This window comes from Peptostreptococcus canis, from assembly GCF_014229965.1.
GTDB lineage: Bacteria > Bacillota > Clostridia > Peptostreptococcales > Peptostreptococcaceae > Peptostreptococcus > Peptostreptococcus canis.
The window spans coordinates 130,937-153,492 of record NZ_JABGBW010000002.1; the positions used below are offsets into that span (position 1 = coordinate 130,937).

The 22,556-nt window shown below is 27.8% G+C and carries 15 protein-coding genes; 3 read left to right on the forward strand and 12 right to left on the reverse strand.

Annotated elements, in window-relative coordinates; genetic code table 11:
• Positions 1 to 241: 241 nt before the first annotated feature.
• On the forward strand, positions 242 to 1,741 hold the full coding sequence (locus tag HLB29_RS03705) for an IMP dehydrogenase (RefSeq protein ID WP_185623814.1): 1,500 nt from the start codon (positions 242 to 244) through the stop codon (positions 1,739 to 1,741).
• A 197-nt stretch (positions 1,742 to 1,938) separates the two neighbouring features.
• Here HLB29_RS03705 and HLB29_RS03710 read toward each other — a convergent pair whose 3' ends face one another.
• A complete protein-coding gene (locus HLB29_RS03710; protein WP_243155078.1) occupies positions 1,939 to 3,570 on the reverse strand; it encodes a M3 family oligoendopeptidase in 1,632 nt (543 codons plus the stop codon).
• A 311-nt stretch (positions 3,571 to 3,881) separates the two neighbouring features.
• Here HLB29_RS03710 and HLB29_RS03715 point away from each other — a divergent pair, with 311 nt between their 5' ends.
• Positions 3,882 to 4,964 (forward strand): PTS sugar transporter subunit IIC, encoded by a 1,083-nt coding sequence (locus HLB29_RS03715; RefSeq protein ID WP_185623815.1) that lies wholly within the window; start codon positions 3,882 to 3,884, stop codon positions 4,962 to 4,964.
• A gap of 179 nt (positions 4,965 to 5,143) precedes the next feature.
• Here the strand turns inward: HLB29_RS03715 and HLB29_RS03720 are convergent, their stop codons facing one another.
• The 4 genes from HLB29_RS03720 to HLB29_RS03735 form a co-directional block, all read right to left on the reverse strand.
• Positions 5,144 to 7,291, reverse strand: a complete 2,148-nt coding sequence (locus HLB29_RS03720) for an FMN-binding protein (protein WP_185623816.1) — start codon at positions 7,289 to 7,291, stop codon at positions 5,144 to 5,146.
• Positions 7,292 to 7,294: 3 nt separating this feature from the next.
• A complete protein-coding gene (locus HLB29_RS03725) occupies positions 7,295 to 7,840 on the reverse strand; it encodes an FMN-binding protein (protein ID WP_185623817.1) in 546 nt (181 codons plus the stop codon).
• A 45-nt stretch (positions 7,841 to 7,885) separates the two neighbouring features.
• On the reverse strand, positions 7,886 to 8,623 hold the full coding sequence (locus tag HLB29_RS03730) for a ferric reductase-like transmembrane domain-containing protein (RefSeq protein WP_185623818.1): 738 nt from the start codon (positions 8,621 to 8,623) through the stop codon (positions 7,886 to 7,888).
• A 412-nt stretch (positions 8,624 to 9,035) separates the two neighbouring features.
• A complete protein-coding gene (locus tag HLB29_RS03735; protein ID WP_185623819.1) occupies positions 9,036 to 11,900 on the reverse strand; it encodes a cell wall-binding repeat-containing protein in 2,865 nt (954 codons plus the stop codon).
• A gap of 789 nt (positions 11,901 to 12,689) precedes the next feature.
• On the opposite strand from HLB29_RS03735, the gene HLB29_RS03740 reads away from it, so the two are divergent.
• Positions 12,690 to 13,178, forward strand: coding sequence for a cell wall-binding repeat-containing protein (locus tag HLB29_RS03740; RefSeq protein WP_416389944.1), 489 nt, complete (start codon positions 12,690 to 12,692; stop codon positions 13,176 to 13,178).
• Positions 13,179 to 13,387: 209 nt separating this feature from the next.
• On the opposite strand, the gene HLB29_RS03745 is transcribed toward HLB29_RS03740, so the two are convergent.
• The 7 genes from HLB29_RS03745 to gltX all read right to left on the reverse strand — a co-directional run bounded on the left by HLB29_RS03745 (position 13,388) and on the right by gltX (position 22,515).
• On the reverse strand, positions 13,388 to 14,422 hold the full coding sequence (locus HLB29_RS03745) for a biosynthetic peptidoglycan transglycosylase (protein WP_185623821.1): 1,035 nt from the start codon (positions 14,420 to 14,422) through the stop codon (positions 13,388 to 13,390).
• Positions 14,423 to 14,434: 12 nt separating this feature from the next.
• A complete protein-coding gene (locus HLB29_RS03750; RefSeq protein WP_185623822.1) occupies positions 14,435 to 14,959 on the reverse strand; it encodes a 3'-5' exonuclease in 525 nt (174 codons plus the stop codon).
• A 20-nt stretch (positions 14,960 to 14,979) separates the two neighbouring features.
• On the reverse strand, positions 14,980 to 15,867 hold the full coding sequence (locus tag HLB29_RS03755; RefSeq protein WP_185623823.1) for a tRNA 2-thiocytidine biosynthesis TtcA family protein: 888 nt from the start codon (positions 15,865 to 15,867) through the stop codon (positions 14,980 to 14,982).
• Between the two features lie 10 nt (positions 15,868 to 15,877).
• Entirely contained in the window at positions 15,878 to 18,154 is a 2,277-nt protein-coding gene (locus HLB29_RS03760) for a type IA DNA topoisomerase (RefSeq protein ID WP_185623824.1), read from the reverse strand.
• A 186-nt stretch (positions 18,155 to 18,340) separates the two neighbouring features.
• Entirely contained in the window at positions 18,341 to 19,759 is a 1,419-nt protein-coding gene (gene purF, locus HLB29_RS03765) for an amidophosphoribosyltransferase (RefSeq protein ID WP_185623825.1), read from the reverse strand.
• A gap of 10 nt (positions 19,760 to 19,769) precedes the next feature.
• Positions 19,770 to 20,474 (reverse strand): phosphoribosylaminoimidazolesuccinocarboxamide synthase, encoded by a 705-nt coding sequence (gene purC / locus HLB29_RS03770; RefSeq protein ID WP_185623826.1) that lies wholly within the window; start codon positions 20,472 to 20,474, stop codon positions 19,770 to 19,772.
• A gap of 376 nt (positions 20,475 to 20,850) precedes the next feature.
• Positions 20,851 to 22,515 carry a glutamate--tRNA ligase gene (gene gltX / locus HLB29_RS03775; protein ID WP_330604386.1) on the reverse strand — a complete coding sequence of 555 codons (1,665 nt, stop codon included), beginning with the start codon at positions 22,513 to 22,515 and terminating at the stop codon, positions 20,851 to 20,853.
• Positions 22,516 to 22,556 lie beyond the last annotated feature (41 nt).

The window sequence follows — 22,556 nt, forward strand, 5'->3', positions numbered from 1 at the left end:
TGTCATCATATAATAAACATATTTATATATATTGCATATACACAGCATCAAGTCATAATATTAATTATATAATATTAAACTTTCTTTTTCTATACTTTTGATTGCTTTTTTATATTTTTATGTTTACTTTTTTTCAAATTAGTGCTAAAATCTGTTTAACTGTTTTAATATAAAAATCTTATTTATGATTTTTATAATCAAAATTATATTTATACTATTTGATAAAAGGAGATGAAAATTAATGGCTTTTTACTTTGATACTCCATCTAGAACATTTAGTGAGTATTTATTAGTTCCAGGTTACTCTTCAGCTGATTGCGTGCCTGCGAATGTAAGTCTTGTTACACCTGTTGTTAAATTTAAGAAAGGTGAAGAACCTTCTATTAAAATGAATATACCTCTAGTATCTGCAGTAATGCAAGCTGTTTCTGATGATAAAATGGCAGTAGCACTCGCTAAAGAAGGAGGTATCTCTTTTATTTATGGTTCCCAAACAATTGAAAATCAAGCAGCAATGGTATCAAAAGTCAAAATGCACAAAGCTGGATTTGTGGTTAGTGATTCAAATTTAACACCTGATAATACACTGGAAGATATATTAAATTTAAAAGAGAAAACCGGACATTCCACTGTAGCTATTACGGATGATGGCACAAGTTCGGGAAAATTGCTAGGAATTGTAGCAAGCCGTGATTATAGGGTAAGCAGAATGGATAGAGCTACTAAAGTACGTGACTTTATGACACCTATTGAAAAAATCGTATACGCAAATAAAGATGTAACTTTAAAAGAAGCTAACAATATTATCTGGGATCATAAGCTGAATTCACTTCCCGTACTAGATGACGATGGAAAATTAATGTATATGGTATTTAGAAAAGATTATGATTCACATAAGGAAAATCCTCTTGAACTTCATGATAGTCTTAAAAGATATGTAGTCGGTGCAGGTATTAATACAAGAGACTACGAACAAAGAATCCCTGCTCTAGTCGATGCTGGTGTAGATATCCTTTGTATAGATTCATCTGAGGGATATTCTGAATGGCAAGCTAGAACAATAGCTTGGGTGCGAGAAAATTACGGCGAAAATGTCAAAATAGGTGCTGGTAATGTTGTTGACAGAGATGGATTTAGATTCCTTGCAGAAGCGGGTGCAGATTTTATAAAAATAGGCATCGGTGGCGGTTCCATCTGTATTACAAGAGAACAAAAAGGTATCGGTCGCGGTCAGGCAACTTCAGTAATAGATGTAGCTAAAGCAAGAGATGAATATTTTGAAGAAACTGGAGTATATATCCCTATTTGCTCAGATGGAGGTATTGTTTACGATCATCATATTACACTTGCACTTGCAATGGGATCAGATTTTGTAATGCTTGGAAGATATTTCTCAAGATTTGACGAATCACCTACTAACAAAGTTAATATAAATGGAGTTTATATGAAAGAATATTGGGGTGAAGGCTCTGCAAGAGCAAGAAACTGGCAAAGATATGATCTTGGAGGAGATAAAAAACTTTCATTTGAAGAAGGTGTTGATTCTTATGTTCCTTATGCTGGTTCATTAAAAGACAATGTCAATATGACTTTGGCAAAAGTAAGATCTACAATGTGTAACTGTGGAGCATTGTCAATTCCTGAACTTCAAAAAAATGCCAAACTTACATTGGTATCTTCAACTTCAATTGTTGAAGGTGGAGCACATGATGTAATGCTAAAAGACAATAGAAACTTGTAAATTTCTTTTTAAAAATATTAATTATAACATTGACTATAATAATTTTAGTTTAATTGAATATGATAATATTAAATTGATAAAAAATATATATAAAAGACTACTACTATAGATTATTTTATTCCTAATTGTTGACATCTTTGATCTGACTTTTAGAAATTAACTCTTTTTTCTATTTGTAGTAGTCTTTTTATATTTAGTTAAAATGGATTTTCAAGACCTGCTATATCTACAATCTCTTTAAAAGAATATATTCCTCCCACTTTACAAATTTTTAAAAATCTTTTCCATGCATCTTTGTAATCAATTTGCATCAATTCATAAAATTGTAAAGCACAAATTTGTGCTAATACGTAGTCTATATAATAAAAAGGATCTTTGAAAATATGTCCTTGTCTAAACCAATACCCACCTCTATTTAATATATTCAAATCAACATAATCTTTCTCAGGCAAATAAACTTTTTCAAGCTGACTCCAAATCTTCTTTCTATCATCTGGAGATAAACTTACATTTTTATAAATAATATGCTGGAAATGATCTACCAAAGTTCCATAAGGAATAAATTTAATTGCCGAATCGTAATGGTATTTTTTATATTTGTCTATATCTTTTCCAAAAAATAAATGCATCCAAGGATATGTAAAAAATTCCATACTCATAGAATGAATTTCACAACTATCCAAAGTAGGAAAAACAAGTTCTTGCATATCGATATAGCTAGACATATACACTTGAAAAGCATGCCCCATTTCATGAGTCAAAACATCTATATCATCTACTGTACCATTAAAATTCGCAAAAATATATGGCAAATTATAATCTGGAATTATAGTGCAATATCCTCCCATCGCTTTTCCTTCGCGATATTCAATGTCAAATAAATTATTGTCGGTTAAAAATCTATAAAATTTTGAAGTTTCATCAGATATTTCATCGTACATTTTTTGACCTTGTTTTATGATATATTTTGAATCTCCTATTAATTTTGCATTACCATCTAAAAATTCTATTTTTTCATTGTAGAAATCAATTTTTTCTACTCCTATTCTCTTGGATTGTTCTGAATATAAATCATTTGCCATTGGAATATATTTTGCAATAACTTTTTTTCTTAATTTTTCAATATCTTTTTCATCATAGTCGGTTCTTAACATCCTCATATACCCAACTTCCAGAAAACTTTCATATCCCAATTTTTTAGCAATATCATGTCTAATTTTAACTAATTTATCAAAAATATAATCAAATTTTTTCTCGTTTTCTTCAAAAAAATCGGTCTGCAATTTTATTGACTCTCTTCTGATTTTTTCATCTAAATTACTCGCATATGAAAACATTTTAGATAAATTACATTTTTCGCCATTAAACTCCATATTAAAAGATGCTAATAAGGCCGTATATTCAGACATTAATTTATTTTCTTGTTTTAACAATTCTATTATTGAATCAGAAAAAACGCCTACTTTACATTCCATTATTCTGTAAAACTGCTTTCCATACTTATCAATAATCTCTTTTTTAAATCTTGAATTAAGCAATGATTGATAAAATTTTATATTGAGGCTTTCAAAATAAGGATACATTTCATCCCAATATTTATTTTCTTTTTTTATACTTTCATCTTTTGTATTTAAAGAAAATTTAATTTCTACTAATACTCTCATTGTTTCAATCTTTTTTCTTAAAATATTAATAGAATTTATGTTCGTTATAACCTCATCAAATGAACTAGAATATTCAATCTTATGGATATACTCTAAAAATTGTTCTTTATAATTTTCATAATCCACTCTATTATATTTTATATTTTCAAATTTTATATTCTTCAACTCTATATAATCCTCCATTTCGAAACAAAAATTATTTTACTACTACATAGCATAATATAAATTAATGTATCATAAATGTTACATTATTTCAATTTTGATAATAAATATTTTATTACATATAACTCATCTATTCCTATTTATTACCTAAAAAGCCTTGTAATATAATTACAATATATATATAATATTTATTGTCAAGACAATTGTAAACTTGTATTGATTTTAAAATTACTATCTTACTATTTATTGTTTTAGTTCTATATTTAGATATGGCATAAAGCAAACTAGTAAATTATTTTTATTCGGAGGTCAAAATGTATAATGAAAATAGTACACTATGGAAATTATTTCATAGATATTTTATAAAAGGTTTAAATGGTATGGCACTGGGCTTATTTTGTACATTGATAATTGGACTTATAATAAAGCAAATTGGTGCAGGAATGACTGGAAATATTTCAAATTTTTTAATTACAATAGCTACAATAGCCATGTCACTTACCGGACCGGTAATAGGTATCGGAGTTGCCAACGCTTTAGAATCTCCAAAACTTGTTATACTTGCATCAGGTGTTACCGGCATGATAGGGGCATTCGGAGCTTCATTTGCAAATGGAGAAATATTGACTGAAACAGGTAAACTATTGATAACAGGGCCGGGAGATCCCCTTGGTGCCTTCATAGCAGTAGTAGTTGGTGCAGAAATTGGAAAATTAGTTTCCGGAAAAACAAAAATAGAAATTATTGTTACTCCTATGGTTACAATAATTTCAGGTTCAGTAGTGGCATTTTTAATTGGACCTCATCTTTTGAACGCAATGAATTCTCTTGGTAATTTTATTAAAATATCAACTGAATTACAACCATTTTTAATGGGAATTGTAGTATCAGTTATTATGGGTATGATTTTGACACTACCAATAAGTTCTGCTGCATTATCAATTATACTAGGCTTAGGTGGAATTGCATCTGGCGCAGCAACTGTGGGTTGTTCTGCACAAATGATAGGATTTGCGGTAATAAGTTTTAAAACCAATAAATGGAATGGACTTTTGGCACAAGGTTTAGGAACTTCAATGTTACAAGTTCCGAATATAATGAAAAAACCTATAATATGGATACCACCTATAATTGCAAGTGCTATTTTAGGACCGGTTTCCACAATAGTATTTAAAATGCAAAATAATCCTGCAGGAGGTGGAATGGGAACCTCGGGATTTGTTGGTCAACTTATGACTTGGCAAACTATGTCCTCAACAAACAATAAAGTCACTCTATTTGTTAGTATTCTATTGTTACATTTTATTTTTCCAGCTATTATTTCACTATTTGTTGCAAAACTTATGAAAAATAAGGGATTAATAAAAGATGAAGATTATAAATTAGATGTTATATAAAATATTAGTATATCAGAAACAACTAATACGTTTAATACGTTAAAACTTATTATCTAATCAAAAATTAATATCAATATATAAAAATATAAATTTAAAAAGTAAATAAATTAAGAAGAACCTGCAAAATTTCTAATATTTTACAAGTTCTTTTTTAATTTCTAAACTATATAAAAATAATCTTATTTTAATGAATTTTTCACTGCTTCTAAAATACCAATTGTACTTCTGGTAGCACCGGATGTTGTATTAATTACTTCAAAACTTTTTCTATCTTCAAGAGCCAAATATGATTTAATAATTTTAGATATTTCCGTAAAATATTCATTAAATTGATTTCTATCAGATACATCAGGAATTTCAAGATTCATAATTTTATCATCAATAAATTTGGGTAAATTTTTATCTTTATTAATTATCATATCAGATAGTTTTTTATATTTATTGTATGCTTCAAAAATATCACTATAATTTTTTTCTTTTATTTTCATTTTTATTCTTTTAGCGATCTGAAAATAAGGAACATCATCATTATGCTTTAGAACTTTAATTTCATCAATCATACCATTCTTTACCTCAACTTCAACTAAAATCTCACCGCCATTATGACCTTTTGAACTTCCTATAAACGTTCCATTTTTATCCTTTGGTATATTAAAACTTTTATTATTTTCGTTTGGCAAATCATTATCATGAATATTATTATCATTTAACTTTTTTTTCAATTGCTCAATTTCTTTATCTTTGTTTTTAATGATTTGATCTTTAGATTTAATTTCATCATCTTTATCAGTAATAATTTTTTTTAATTCCTTAATTTTGTTTTGTAAATCGTTTATTATACTATTACCATTATTTGAAGTAGCAGCTTTATTTAGCACTTCAGAAACCGCCTCTTTAATCCCTCTACTACTAAAAGTAGCACCTGAAATTGTATCTACATCAATACTGTTCTTAGAAATAATATTTTCAATTAAAACTTTATTCATATCCAAATATTCCTGATCATCACCACTAGAAAGTATTTCAATTTCTTTTATTTTTCCATCTTTAATTTTAACTTGCACTGTAGTAATTCTATTTTGGAATCCTCTTCCCTTACCTTGGTATACACCATCTTTTAAAGGTTTATTACTATTTAATTTAGATATTTCATTATTTTTTTCTGTTATAATTTTATTTAACTCTTTTATTTTACTATTTAATTCCTTTTTTTCTCTATCCAGAAGATCAATATTTTCTTTTAGTTTTTTAATTACAGAATTATTAACAGAATTATCATTAGAAATTTTTGCTTTACTAAGAGCATCATCAACTGCTGATTTAATGCCCTCGGAACTCCTTGTTGCATTACTTATAGAATCAACTTTAGTATTGCCTGTTAAAACTATATCTTTAATGATGTTTTTTGCTCTATTGAAGAAAGCTTCATCTTCACTATGATTTAAAATATCAATTTTTGAAATTTTATTGTTAGATATCTTGACAGATACTTTTATAATACTCTTATAACCTCTACCTTCGCCTTTATATATTCCGTCTTTAAATTTTGCAGAGTTTTGATTTTTTTCATTTTCTTTATTTATTTTTTTTAATTTCTTTTTAAGCTCGTCTATTTCTTTTTTGTATTTTTCATTTTCAGAGATTAAATTTTCTAAATTACCATTTGATGAAGAATTAGTATCACCTGCATTTTTTAAGGCATTTGCTACAGCAGTTTTAATAGCACCACTAGTATATGTTGCCCCACTTATTGTATCAACATTCGTACTTTGAGAAGATAAAATTTTATCTATAACTTTTGCTCCATTTTCATAATAACCAGGTGTTTCTGAATGAGAAACCACTTTAATATCACTTATCTTACCATTTGAAACAGTAACTTTAACCATTATTTCCCCAGCATATCCCTGACCTTTTCCTTGATAGATACCATCTTTTAATTTATTAGGTATACTAACATCACCATCCGAGCTACTTGGTTTTCTTTGATTCCTTATATTTCTTCCTGATGATGCAGTTTTTTTTCTATCCGACTTTTTTTTCACAGAAGAATCTGTTTTTTTCTTATCATTATTTTTATCAGAATCATTTTTTTCGTTTTTCTTATTATTTTCTTCCAATAATTTTCTATTTGTTTTTGATAATTCATCAATTTGTTGTTGTGAATTTCCCAATGCTTTTTCTATTCTTTCATTAATGGTAGCCATAGCAGTTTCTTTTCCTGAATTTTTTCCAAATGTTATTCCCATACTATATCCAGTTATAGCTGTAAAAATAACAAAAATTAAGACTGATAATATAACTTTTCCATATTTCTTAATTGTCATTTCTTACACCCCACTATCCAATGCTTCTTGAACTGCATCTAAAATACCATTTGAACTATAAGTTGCTCCACTAACTGCCTCTACATGTGTATTTTGAGCTTTTATAATTTCATCAATTATAGATTTAGCTGAATCAAAGTATTCTTTATCATCACTATTTTCTAAAATATCTATACTAGATATTTTTCCATTTTTGATTTTTACTTTTACTTTTATATCACCATTATATCCTTTTGATTTTCCTATATATTCACCATCTTTATAACCTTCTTCAGAATTTGTTACATCTGTTTTTTCTGAATCGTTTTTCTTTACAGAATCTGAATTATCGGTTTTATTAGTATTTGCCAAACCATCATTAATTTCTATAGATTTATTTTTTCTGTTTTCTATTTTTTCTTTTTTTACACTTATCTCTTTTTTTTCGAAGTTAGATCCTATTGTTATACCTGCAACAAATAATATACTTACAATAACAGTAATTACAAATCCCTTACTATTCACTTTTTTAAAAAATCCTTCAAAAATCTTTTTTTTCAATGAATTCATTTATTATTACCTTTCTTTAATAATCAACTATCTAACTAGACAATTTTATTCTGAGTTAACATTAATTTTATAATTATTTTTTAAATTTTTCTGTTTATTCCTAAATATTATAATTTTTACTTTTTGTATTGTATATGAGCCAAAAATTATAATATAAAAAACAATATTAATATTTCTAATTATACTTGATGGTTTTAATATATAAACCATCATAACTTGTATAAATACCATTGCATAAAAAATATATGCATATTCCTGTAAATTTTTCCAAGATTTTCCAGTCATTTTTTTCCTAAAAAATTTAAATGAAGTTATAAACAAAGGTATCATTATTAATATTGCAAATACGCCTGCTGCAAACATCATCAGACTAGCCCATAAAGGTATTCCTTCATAATTAGATATATTCATTTTTCCTAAAATAAAAGCAAAAAAATAATGCACATTATGTGGAATTGTAATTATAGTTGCTAAAATAGATAGCTCTCCACGGTTTATTCTAAGTTTTTTGGAAATTTTAAATCTCATATCCATTACACCCATATACATTACAAGTATAAAAAACGAACCGCCAAGTGCTCCCGAATCTATTGATTTCATAATTTGTTTCAATACTGGTATGTAAACTATTGAATAGTTATTCAACATATAAATCGCATGTACTATTGCAGTAATTGAAACTACTGTAAATATTAAATACAAATTTAAGCTATACTTTTTTATATAGTCAGAAAAGATATAGCTTAATAACGTAACTAATATTACGCTAACTATCATTGTCATAATCATCATCCTTTACATAATTTTAGATTTTTTTAAATTATTATAACAATCATTTTAAATAGTATCATATATATTAATGAAATTACTTCATATATAAAAAACTATATACTCTTTTTTAAACAAATTCAAAAATGATTTTTTATAACTACCTATTCTATAAAAATATAAATCTTAATAAATTTTTAGTCTTTATCATAATATTTGATTATAAACTTTTCATATTTTTAGTATTACTTAATTATAATAAAGAAGTAGGTAAAATCGTTTTAATCCACAAACAATTTTACCCATTTCTTATATTATATTTAAAATGTCTAAATATTAATTTTATTTACAAGATAAAATTATTGACATATTTTATTAAGTTGCTTGATACACTGATTTATTAAAATATAATTTTTCTATAACTAAATTACTTATTTATTGACTCTAGTACTTTTGAATTTATGCTTGAAGATCCACCAACAGCAACTACTTTCGAAGGTTTATATTCTTTTAACATATTGCTATTCACATTAGAACCATCTATTAATAACAGTACTCCTTTATCTTTAATTACTGATGGACCCGCACTAAGAGAATCTGCATAAATCTTACCATTTGTAATAAATATATGACCATTATCCTTTATAACTTCTTTTGCTATTTTTTTAGAAGTTTCATACCTATTTTTTCCTGCGATTCTTTTTGAATTATTTAATTTTTTTTCTATGGATGTACTTACTGATTTAGTTCCACCAAGTATAATATTAGATTTCACATTTGATTCTTTAGCAAAATCAACATTAGACATTCCACTTCTATCATCATTAACTAACAAAATTGGTGCTTTGTATTTTTCAATAAGAGAAGAAGCTGTCAAAGAATCTGGATAGTTTTTACCATCAACTATTAGCATATTTTCTCTATATCCATTTTTCATAACCTTTTTCGCAATTTTCTTTGAAGTTTCATATCTATCTTTTCCTGCAATTAATTCAACCTTAGCAATTCCGTTTATAGATTTAGCAATATTACTATCAATAGAATTTATACCACCAACTATTATAACCTTTTTTGCCCCCAATCTCTTTATCTCATCCAAAACTGATTTTTTTATATTATCTTTACTAACAAGCAAAATTGGTGCTTTTTCTACTCCTGCTAGTGCAGCTGCAGATAAGGCATCAGGATAGTTTTCACCACTTGCAATAATAACTGTTTCTGACGTTTTAAAATATTTTTTTGACATTTCTACACTTGTATCAAATCTATCACCACCTGATACTCTATCAACTTTTATCTTATTTAAATTCTCTTTATCAGTCTTATCAATTTTTTTCTTATTGCTTTCGTTAGGTTTTAAGTTATTTGTTGATTTTGATTTAGCATAATCCAGTTCTTTAATATACCATTCATATACTAAATAATTAGTCTTATCATCTTCTTTATTTACTTGTTGTAAGAATTTTTGAGATTTTTCAATTTTTGCTTCAAACAATTTTTTTATTTTTTCACTTTGCCCATCTTTCAAATTTATTAATTCATCTATTTTTATTTGTATTTGTTTTTTTAGACTAGCAGTATCATGTGATTCTTCGATTGGTTCAGATTGACCCGGTTGTAAAATAGCCTTCAAATCTTTTAAAATCAAAGCTAAATCGTGATTAGAAACTTTAACTTTCTCAAGTTCAGTTATTTTTTTCCCAACTTCATTCATTTCATTATACTTATTATTCCATTGTTTATTTAATTTATCAAAATTAGCTTTTTTTTCATCTTTTAGTTTTTTAGCTTCATCAAGTTTTTGCTTATTTTCTTCTGATTTATTATTTTCATAGGCTTGCTCTGCTGCTCTAAATTTTTTATTTGCTTCAATAGCCTCAGCCATTGCCTTTTTCTTTTCTTTCCCCAGTTCTTCATATTCATCTTTTAACTTCAAAAGATTTCCCTCTAATTTTAACTTTTCTGATTTAGCATTCTCAACTTCCTTATATAAGTTGTCATATGTTTCTACTATATGCTTAATTCTTTCATCGTTACTGTTTCTATTTTCATTTATAAGTTTTTCAAGTTCGGCTTTTTTTTCGTCAATGTCATCTTTAAATGTTTTATTGTAGTTAATTCTTATTTCTCCATCTTTAAATCTCACAGGACTTATAAAACTTGAATCTTCAGGTGAAAGTGTGTGCCTATTAGCAATAACTACAAATTTTTTATTTATATTATTTTCTAACAATACCGGTTTAAAATAATACTCTTGTTTTATTATTTCATTTGTTACATCATTAATAAATTCTGTAGTTTTAAATTCAATCATATCACCTAAATCACTAGATTTAACATCAATGTCATATTCTTTTTTATTTAATTCACCACTAATTGCTACCGCTTTAAATTCACCTTCTCCACCAATCCTATAATATAAGTTATTAATCAACAACTGTTTAAATTTAGGTATTACTGGTAGTGTGATTTTTTTCTGTTTATTGTTATGATCAGTTATTATAATCGTAAAACTACCGTCTATATTTTCTAAATTAATTTTTCCATCAACTAAAACATTTTTTCCACCCTGAAGCACTTCAATATCTAAATTATTTTTTTTGAATGAATCATATTCAACTATTTTAGTAGTATCATCTTCATAAGTAACTTTAACTTTTAATTTACTTATATTATAATCATCTCCAGCATAGTATGTATTATCATCTTTTCCAACCAACTCTATGTTTTTTACATTTAATACTTCATTTGCTTTATTTTTTGCTTGTTCAATTGAATCCTTAACAGCATCAATATAACCCTGAGTTGTTCTTGTAGCTGATGTTATAACATCATACTCAGGCATTTTACTACTTTTTAAATATCCGTCATCATCATATTGATCAACGATTTCATTTAATTTATCTTTTATTTGATTTATAGTTTCTTCATAATTATCACTAGCTAATAAACTCTTCTTTAAAAAAGCTAAAGATTTCTGCCCCTTATTACTGTATGATGGATCATCAGGAAAAACATAATTGTCATCTTCATATAACTTAATATCTGTTATCTTATTTCCACTAAAAGTTACACTAATTTTTAAAGGCGGTCTTAATTCTCCTTTATGTTTTCCTTTATCAAATTTACTTCCTTGCTTATAATATCCATATCCTTCTCCTGTATATGTTCCATCCGCATATTTCACTTTATCATTTTTTGCATTTTCAGCTATAATTGAAGGTGAAACACTTCCAGCTGCAACTGTTGCAGCTCCTAAAATTATCATACTCTTTCTTATCCCTTTATACATTTTTATTTTTCCTCCCAATAATTATTTAATTTCTACTTAAAGTTCTTTAAATTAACTACTGCCCCCTTTTTTAGATTTTCTATAACCAAATAATAAAACATCAGTCATAATATCATTAATTAATATAACTAATATTTAATATAACTAAAGATAACTTGTATTAAAAAACAAACACTCGATAATGCTTTTAATTATCAACTGTTCTTTGTTATCCATTAATAGTATAACAAAATAAAGTTCTATTATCAAGTAAGAAATATATTAAATAAATTATTATCATCATTTTACTTATAAGCTAAATTAATCTATACATGAATGCAAAATATTAAAGACAGTTGAAATACTTCTCTAGCAAAGTTTTGATAGTTATACTTTAGATACTTTTTGAAAGAAATATGGGTTATAAAGTACCGTAATTAACTTATTTATCAGCCTAAAAATCTTTTATTAAAGTGTTAATCAAAGAATAATTTTCTTAATTTTTTCTTACCGCTAATATTAATACTCATCATGAAAATTTAATATTAGAAAAATCTGTATCATCAACAGTTTCCGAAAATATAAATATTATAGATAAAGAAAAAACAAGTATCCCTACTCCAGAAGTGGATCCAGTTAAAAATACAGATAAATTTATAAAAGTTAAAAAACCATTTGGATGTGATAAAATCAAAGTAGAGTTTCTCAATAAAGCTAATATGATAGAGGTTAATGTTGTACTAAATACTAATTGGGTAATAATTGAAAATGTAAATCTCCAAATTACTGGGAAAAAAGAAAACTGCAATTATTGCTTCTGGAGAAACATTTGCAGATGCACTTTCAATAGGAACATATGCCTCAGAAAACGGTTATCCTATATTATTAGTGAAAAAAAATTTAATACCTTTGAAAATAAGTAAATCACTTAAAGATTTGGATATTAAGAATGTATATGTTATAGGCGGAAACAGCACAATCGACGAAAAAGTAACAAAACAATTGCCAAAAATAAAAGAAAGAATTTTTGGCACCAATAGATACGAAACTTCAGTTATGATAGCTAAATCAAAATTTAGTGAATCAACTCATGCATTTATCTCATCCGGAAATTTATTTTCAGATTCATTGGTAATTGGAGCAATAGGAGGAAAGCATCATATACCCGTTTTACTTACAAAACAAAATGAAGCTAAAAAAACGGCAGATTATATAAAAAATTCTATGATAAATGAGTTTACAGTGATAGGTGGTAAAACTGCTGTAAATGATGAAATTATAATGAAAATACTTAAATAACAACACTTATAATATATTATATAAACTAAGTATTATTTTTTATTATTAACATTTACCTCAAAAATTTATAAAAAATAACGAGCTGGTTAAAACTAGCTCGCTATTTTTTTATAAATACAAATCAAATATGTTATGCAATAAGTTAGCAGAATAATAATCAATAGTTGAAATATGTTCAATAGTTATTATCAGAACAAAAAATAATTTTTCTACTCGATTTCAGATTTAAATGGTGTATCCCTATATAATTGGGCCTTATATACATGCTCTTTTATATATCCCAATTTATACATCTTGTACAATACTAAAGCCTGTCTTTTTTTAGCCTGTTCATAATTTTGATACAATCTAGGATTATTTGTAATTCCAGCCAACATTGTACACTGTCCAAATGATAATTTTTCAACTTTTTCTCCAAAATATAACTCTGCTCCAGCTTTCACGCCATATGATGACTTACCGAGATATATATTATTTAAATAAGCCTCCAAAATTTCATCTTTTGTCATAATCTTATTCATCATTCTTGCATTATACATATCTTGTATTTTTCTTTTTATTGTTCTTTCATTACTGGTAAGAATATTCTTAGATAACTGCATTTCTATAGTACTTCCACCCTGTGTATTTCCCCCCAAAGCATTATTAACAAAAGATCTTAAAACTGATTTAATATCTATTCCCTTATGTTTATAAAATCTTTGATCTTCTATAGAAATAACAGCTATCTGAAGATTTTTAGGTATTTTTGAAAGAGGTACAACATCTTTATTTATATAACTTTCTTCCATAATTTTCTTTGTAAGAACTGGCATCTCACTTATAACACCTCTCACATAAATAAAACCTGCACTACCACCTATTATGATGATTATAAGCATAATGGATACAAACCTCTTTAAAAAGCCGGTAAGAAAACTTCTCCTTTTATATATTTCTGAATCATAATAATAGTCTTCTTCATCATAAAAATTTTCATCATAATCGACTGTATCACTATCTAATAATTCAGGATACTTGTTATATGTATCTCTTTTTCTAAGAGTATCCATACCGCGATTAGTTCCCCTAAAGCGTTCGACTCCATCTAATACCTTTCCATATTCATTAGTTTCAAAAGAGTTAGTTTTCGAACCACTAGTTTGTTGTTTTTTTATTCTAATTTTATTTTTTGGTATATCTTTTGATTTTTTTTTAGAAGAAGTTTTTTTTCGTCTTATATTATTATTTAAATGGTCAGACATAATACCCCCTTACTAGCCATCAAGCTCTTCTCTTATTTTTAAAAATAGTTTAGCAGTTGCAAGAGTATCTGCATCAGCTCTATGTGCGTTTACCAATTCAATCCCATAGTATTCACATGCAGTACCTAAATTTCTTTTTTTGGCACTATATTTTTTGTTGATTTTTAAAAGTTCAAAAGTACAAATATAATTTGTTATTTTCTCCAGTCCCATCTTTTCCAAATAGTAATTTAGAAAACTTAAATCAAATTTTGCATTATGGGCAACTAGGGTTCTATTACCTAAATATTCTCTAAACTTAGGTAAAACTTCTTCCAAAGTTTTTTCATTTTCAACCATATCATTACTTATATTCGTTATTTGTGTTATCTGCGTAGGTATGATTGATTTTGGCTTAATTAACCTTGAATAATTAAGCGTTATTTTATCTGATTTTATTTCTGTAACGCCAATTTCTATTATTTCATGCCCTTTTATTGGACTCAAGCCAGTTGTTTCCAAATCAACTACTATATATTCTTCTCTATACAAATTCATATCTAATCGACTACCTTTCATCAATTATCATTAATGGTATCTAATTCAAATCTTTCCATAAAACTGTGTTTTTCACCATCAATTTGCCAACCTAATACAGAGTCTACATTTACATTTTCAGCTGCTTTAAATATTGATTTTTCAACATTAACGAAATCAGTTGAAATATTTTTTATTAAATCCTTTATTTCATATCTTTTATTTCCCGTTTTCTTTGCAGCAACCATACAGGCACAGTTAAGTGGCCAAATCCCCGTATAAGTCATCCACTTTATTATATCCTCTTCTCTAATATAATACAATGGTCTTATTAATTCAATTCCATCGAAATTTGTAGACTTTAATTTAGGCAACATTGTTTTAAAATTACCTGCACATAAAAGATTTAACATAGTTGTTTCAATAACATCATCAAAATGATGTCCTAAAGCCAATTTATTACATCCAAGGGATTCCGCTTTTCCATATAAAGCTCCTCTTCTCATTCTCGCACACATGTAGCAAGGATAATCACTGGCAATTCTATCTGCTACCTCAAATATCTGAGAATCAAATATTTCCAAATTTATATCTAAATACTCACAATTGTCTATTAATAATTTTCTAATACTGCTATGATATCCAGGATCCATAGCCAGATACACTACTTCAAAATTTACAGGCGAATGTCTCTTCAACTCTTGAAACATTTTGGACATAAGCATACTATCTTTGCCTCCGGATATTGCAACCGCGATTTTATCGCCTTCTTCTACCAATTTATATGTTTTTATTGCTTTAATAAATTTAGACCATAATTTTTTCCTATATCTTTTAGTAATACTTTTTTCTATATCTTTTAAACTCTTTCTTTCATCTTCTGGTACCAAAACTTTGCAGCCGTTACCAGACAGCTTATTTTCTTCCATTAATTCCTCCCTATTCTTTATTTTGCTTATCCATTTTTTCTACTTCAATAATAAGCTTTTTATTATTGTCATAGAAATAAGTAATATTTGATTCAAACTTTTGACCATTATTTGAAATAAGACCACGAACTTTAGCTTTTTTATTTTTTGCTAAGGCTCTAACCATCGTTTTATTTGGTTTTTTCTTATATTTTTTTAATACTGGGTCGTTTTTCCATATTATGAAACCGCAATTTCTATAATTTTTACAAGCAAAAGCTTTTTGGGATTCCAAAATGCTGTTTTCACATTCTGGACAGCCACAAATGATTTCTAATCCAGTTTCTTTGTCGATGTTGATACTTTTTGAAATATTGTTCTTAGAATTATTGTTCTTTTTTAAATTATCACTTTCTTTATTATTTTTAAGTTTTTTATCAACTTCTAAATTATTCTTTATTTTTAAAGAGCTTTCTTTCACATATTTTTTACTGTCAGGATTATAAACTATTTTATCTTTATTGATACTAAGTTTAGGCCCTTTTTTAATTAAATTTACATTATCGTATACAAACTTACATATATTATTTAAATATTCTTTTCTATTATGATTTCCTTTTTGTATATCAAAAAGATTTTTCTCAAGTTTTCCTGTAAAATCTACATCAAATAAACTTTTAACCGGAAAAATTTCTACTAAATTTATACCCAGATCTGTTATATAATATTTTTTAGATTTCTTTTTTACATATCCTACTTGATTTATCTTTTTCAAAACATCTGCCCTGGTTGCTGATGTACCTATTGAATAACCGGATAAAACAGTAGTATCATCATCAGGAACATTTTTGCCACAATTTTTCATCGCCTTTAAAAGTGTATCTTCTGTATATGGTTTAGGCGGTGTAGTATTCTTTTCTACCGGTTTTATTTCAAGAACTTCTACTTCTTCTCCCTTTTCTACTATTGGTAATAAATTACCTTTGTTTTCTTTTCCAAAAATTTCCAAAAAACCCTTATTAACTAATACCTTTCCTTTTGATATAAATAGATTCTCCCCAACTATAGTCTTAATTTCTGTATTTTCATATTCAGCCGGTGGCATAAAGTTTGCTAAAAATCTATCTCGAATAGCTTCATAAACCAGCTTTTCATCCTCAGAAAGATTATTCGGTATTATATATGTTGGAATTATGGCACTATGGCTCTCTACTTTAGATGAATCAAACACTCTCTTGGTTTTTGAAAACTTTATACAGTCTTTTAAATCATGCTTATCTCTTAAAATTTCTAATGTCTTTTTAGTCTTGTCTATCAAACTCTCTTCTAAGTACATAGAATCAGTTCTTGGATATGTAATATATCCGCCTTTACCTTTTCCTTCATATAGATTTTGACAAATATTTAAAACTTTATCAGAAGTAAAACTTGAATATTTTGAAGTGATGTAACCTTGTAATGATGTCAAAGAAAATAATTTAGGTGCATATTCTTTACTTTTAGTAATTTTCTTTTCATTTATGACACCTATATTTGACTTTATATTATCGACTATTAGTTTTGCTTCATCAACAGTGTCAAATTTACTCTTTTTACCTTTTTGATACTTGCCTGTATATTCGCCATTTATACTTTTAAATTTTCCTTCTATCTCATAGTACAGTTTAGGCACAAAATTTTTTATTTCCATATCTCTATCATATACTAATTTAACCGTTGGAAGAATTACCCTTCCTATATTTAATAATTTTCCATTTCCATATTTTAATGTAGCTGCACATGTGAAATTAATTCCTATCAACCAATCTGTTATCAATCTTGTATAACCTGCAGCCTGTAGATTTCTCATTTCTTCATCATCTTTAAGTTCATTTAAACCCCTTGTAATATCTTCCGGAGTCCATTCATTTACTAAAATACGCTTTATTGGTTTTTTATTTCCAGCCATCATAAATATGAGAAATGATATTAATTCGCCTTCTCTGTCATTATCTGTAGCATTTATTATATACTCGATATCTTCCCTATTTATTAAGGATTCGACTATTTTAAACTGTTTTCTTTTATCTTTATCAACTTTAAACCTAAATTTATCTTCCGGTATAAAAGGGTAATTTTCCATTTTCCAAGATCCGGAATATTTTTCTTTATCATAATCTTTCATGTCAAAAAGAGAAATAAGATGACCTACTGCATACGTTACAACATATCCATTTCCTTCAAAATATCCGTCTTTTCTCGTATTTGCTTTTAAAAACGAAGATATAGTTTTTGCAACTGAAGGCTTTTCAGCTAGTATCAATATCATCTTTGTCCTCCTTACAACACTTATAATTATCATACTATAATATTATATATTACAATTGTAAAATAGTACACATAAATGCTCAAATTTATATTATTATATATTAAAAAACACATGCCATACATAATCTTCAATAGAAACATATGATAACATGTGTTTTTTAGTTTTATTTTCGATATGTTTATTTTTCTAACAACATCCAATGTCTTCTTCTTTTATTGGTTCTCCACCCTTGTAATTACCACTAAAACAGGCATCACAATAGGATAAACCCGGGCATAAATCTTTTAAATCGTCTATTTCCAGATATCCAAGAGATTCGGCATCTATGCTTTCTCTAATTTCTTCAAGGGTATTATTAACTGCCACCAAATTTTCTTTGCTCGGAACATCAGTACCATAATAGCAAGGAAATTTAAATGGAGGTGAACTTACTCTGACATGAACCTCAAGCGCTCCTGCCTCTTTAAGCATCTTAACTATATTTCTGATCGTCGTACCTCTTACAATAGAATCATCAACCATCACTATTCTCTTTCCCTTTACAACATCTCTGATTACATTTAATTTTACCTGCACTCCTGATGTTCTTTCATTTTGCTTTGGCTTTATAAAGGTTCTGCCTACATAGCTATTTTTATAAAACGCCATTCCATATGGAATTCCTGATTCCTGAGAATAACCGACCGCCGCTGCCAATCCTGATTCCGGAACTCCTACTACCAGATCAGCTTCAACGGGATATTTTTTAGCTAAAATACCGCCCGCAGTTATTCTGGATTTATACACACTATGCCCGTCTATAAAACTGTCTGTTCTTGCAAAATATATATATTCAAATATACAACTTGCCTGTTTTTTCGTAGTTCTCATTTTATTTGAAATGATTTCACCATTCATTATTGTTACTATTTCTCCAGGCTCTACATCCCTAATAAATTCAGCTCCTATCGTATCGAAAGCTGCCGATTCGGAACTGAGGAAAAATATATTATCTTTTCTCCCTATACATAAAGGTCTAAATCCAAATGGATCTCTAGCTCCTATTAGCTTAGAAGGGCTGGAAACAACAAGTGAAAAAGCCCCCTCTAGCTTTTCTGAAGCACTTCTCACTGCATCTTCTATTGATAATGTATGTAATCTTTCTCTCGCAATCAAATAGGCAATTACTTCAGAATCTGTATTTGTTTGAAATATAGCTCCAGTAGTTGCTAATTCCTCTTTTAAAACCGAAGCATTTGTAAGATTTCCATTATGTGCCATAGAAAGTATACCTTTTATATAGTGAATTACAAATGGCTGAGAATTTTCTCTTCCCCAACCACCTGCAGTTGAATATCTAACGTGTCCAACGCCGAGATTTCCCTCTAAAGAATTTAAAGTCTTTTTATCGAAAACTTCATTTACCAACCCCAAATCTTTGTGAAATTGTACGTTCTTTCCTTTTTCAAAAGTCCTGGTTACAGATATACCACAACTTTCCTGTCCCCTATGTTGTAAGGCAAATAAGCCATAGTAAATATACGAAGAAACATCCTCGCCATCAAAGTCAAATGCCCCAAATACACCACATTCTTCTCCTAATCCTGACATTAATTCATCTCTCATTATTATCTCCTTAGAATCCAAGACGGCTTCTTACTTCTGAATAAGCACCTTCAATATTACCTAAATCTCTTCTAAATCTATCTTTATCTAGTTTTTCGTTTGTTTCCTTATCCCAAAGACGACAAGTATCAGGCGATATTTCATCCGCTAATATGATACGTCCATGGAATCTACCAAATTCAAGCTTAAAGTCAATCAACTTTATATTAGCTCTTAAAAAATATGCTTTCAATAGTTCATTAACTCTTAGCGCCATTGATTTGATTTCATCTATTTCTTCTTGTGTAGCAAGTTTTAATGCAATTGCAAAAGAATCATTTATAAGTGGATCACCTAAATCGTCATTCTTATATGAAAATTCTACCGTCGGTTGCTCAAATACAGTTCCTTCTTCCACTCCTAATCTTTTAGAAAAACTACCCGCTGCAACATTTCTCACTATTACCTCTAAAGGAACTATTTCAACACATTTTACGACTGTATTTCTAGAATCTATTGTTTCAACATAATGAGTTTCAATTCCATTTTCTTCTAAATAGGCAAATAATTGATTAGACATAAGGTTATTAATTTCACCTTTTCCAGCTATTGTTCCTTTCTTCAATCCATTAAATGCAGTTGCATCGTCTTTATAAGATACAATTAAATGATCTTTATTATCTGTTTTAAATACTTTTTTTGCTTTTCCCTCATATAGCTGTTCTAATTTCTCCATTTTACTCGCTCCTTATAATCTAAATTAATATAGACTTGTAATAATCTATAATTTGATACTCTATTAATTAAATCTATACATTTTTAATTAATAATCAACAAAAATAAAATATCGTATATTATTTACTTACATTTATATTTTATTCGTATTTTCATGATATTGCAATACTTTTCTCGAACTTTTTTTATTTTTTTCTCGTTATAATAAAAAAAAGAGGATAAATAACGAACTTCATCCCCTTTAATCCCCATATAATATTCGTATCTGTCTTTCAATATAACAAATATTATTCACATAGTATATTATTTACATACTTTTAATATAAAAAAATACTAAATTATTTCCATTCTGTATTTTAAAATTAAGTTTACGTAAATTATATTATTTCCAAATATTTATTAATTCTATTTTTTACTCTAGTTTCTCCCATTATCTGCTGAATATTCCATAAATCAGGTGACTGTTGTCTTCCTACAACTGCTACTCTAATTGCAGTTGACACATCTGTAATATTTCCCTTAAACTGTTCGGGATTTTTCTTAAATTCTTTGTTATTAGATGTAAATCCGTTATTATCTGTTATAGTTTTTACTTTCTCAAACCACTCTTCATTTGTATCATTTTGATTATACGTCTTCAGATAAGAATTTAATATCACCTTTGCATCTTCTTTTGATACTCTTTCCGGTAAAGAATCTACATATTCAAAGCCCTCATCAAAGTAGTAACTAATAAATTCCATTATTTGCCTGCAATTCATTAGGTCTTTTCTTGGCTTTTTACCGCCACGTCCAATGGAAAGCAATTTTATAAGTTCTTCTCTATATTTAATCAGAAGTTTATACGATTTATCATCAAATTTTTCAGCCCAGGAAATTAGAATATCCACGATTTTATCGACTGATATCCTTGCTAAAACATCTTTAGAAATATCATTTAGTTTATTTAAATCAAATAAAGCGCCTGATGAACTCATGTTCTTAGTTTTAAAGGCAAATTCCATATATGATTTATCCTGATTTTTCATTCTCCACTCTTCATAATTAGAATTCATCAATGTCATTAAATATTCCGTTACTGCCTGAGGAAAATATCCATCTTTCATATAATACTCAAGAGAAAGCTCAGGATCTTTTCTTTTTGAAAGTTTTCTTTTATTTCCATTTTCAACCTTCATTAAATGCGCAGTGTGATTGTAATTTGGTCTTCTCCACCCCATCACATAAAATAATTCCAAATGTATCGGAAGAGTTGACAACCATTCTTCTCCTCTTACTACATCAGTAATCCTCATAAAATGATCATCTACAACATGAGCAAAGTGATATGTTGGAATACCGTTTTGCTTTAGTAAAACGACATCTAAATTATTTTGTCTTACTGTAATTTCGCCTCTTATTCCATCTATAAATTTCATGGCAACCTCAGGATCGCCATTAGATCTTAATCTCAATGTCCATGATTCGCCATTATTGATTTTCGATTTAATTTCATTAAAACTTAAATCCCTATCAGTCGCCCATTTTCCATAGTAACCTGTATTTACACCTTCTTTTTCTTGCTGTTCTCTGATTTCAGCCATTTCTTCTTCGCTTACGAAAGATGGGTAAGCCAGGCCTTTTTGAGTCAAAAACTTTGCAGCTGTCTGATAAATTTCTTTTCTGTCACTTTGTCTATATGGCCCATATAATCCTCTTTCACCACCAATTGTAACACCCTCATCAAATTCAATTCCAAAAAACTTTAGTGAATTAATTATTAACTCTTCAGAACCTTCTACCTTCCTTTTATCATCAGTATCTTCTATTCTAAGAAGCATGATTCCACCACTTAAGTGAGCCATCCTTTCATCAACTAGGGCACCATACAAATTTCCTAAATGTATAAATCCGGTTGGACTAGGACCTAATCTTGTTACTTTTGCTTTTTTATCCAAATTTCTTTCTGGAAATAAATTTTCATAATAATCTAATGTTTTATCAACATTTGGAAACAATAATTCCGCTAATTCTCTACTCATAATTAATTCGTGACTAAACACTTCCTCCTATTTTTAAACTGTAACACAATATTTTTATTATA

Bases quoted from the DNA above. Each gene is read 5' to 3' on its own strand.
- HLB29_RS03705 (WP_185623814.1), top strand. From the start codon at position 242: ATGGCTTTTTACTTTGATACTCCATCTAGAACATTTAGTGAGTATTTA.
- HLB29_RS03715 (WP_185623815.1), top strand. From the start codon at position 3,882: ATGTATAATGAAAATAGTACACTATGGAAATTATTTCATAGATATTTT.
- HLB29_RS03720 (WP_185623816.1), bottom strand. From the start codon at position 7,291: ATGACAATTAAGAAATATGGAAAAGTTATATTATCAGTCTTAATTTTT.
- HLB29_RS03725 (WP_185623817.1), bottom strand. From the start codon at position 7,840: ATGAATTCATTGAAAAAAAAGATTTTTGAAGGATTTTTTAAAAAAGTG.
- HLB29_RS03730 (WP_185623818.1), bottom strand. From the start codon at position 8,623: ATGACAATGATAGTTAGCGTAATATTAGTTACGTTATTAAGCTATATC.
- HLB29_RS03735 (WP_185623819.1), bottom strand. From the start codon at position 11,900: ATGTATAAAGGGATAAGAAAGAGTATGATAATTTTAGGAGCTGCAACA.
- HLB29_RS03745 (WP_185623821.1), bottom strand. From the start codon at position 14,422: ATGTCTGACCATTTAAATAATAATATAAGACGAAAAAAAACTTCTTCT.
- HLB29_RS03750 (WP_185623822.1), bottom strand. From the start codon at position 14,959: ATGAATTTGTATAGAGAAGAATATATAGTAGTTGATTTGGAAACAACT.
- HLB29_RS03755 (WP_185623823.1), bottom strand. From the start codon at position 15,867: ATGGAAGAAAATAAGCTGTCTGGTAACGGCTGCAAAGTTTTGGTACCA.
- HLB29_RS03760 (WP_185623824.1), bottom strand. From the start codon at position 18,154: ATGATATTGATACTAGCTGAAAAGCCTTCAGTTGCAAAAACTATATCT.
- purF (WP_185623825.1), bottom strand. From the start codon at position 19,759: ATGAGAGATGAATTAATGTCAGGATTAGGAGAAGAATGTGGTGTATTT.
- purC (WP_185623826.1), bottom strand. From the start codon at position 20,474: ATGGAGAAATTAGAACAGCTATATGAGGGAAAAGCAAAAAAAGTATTT.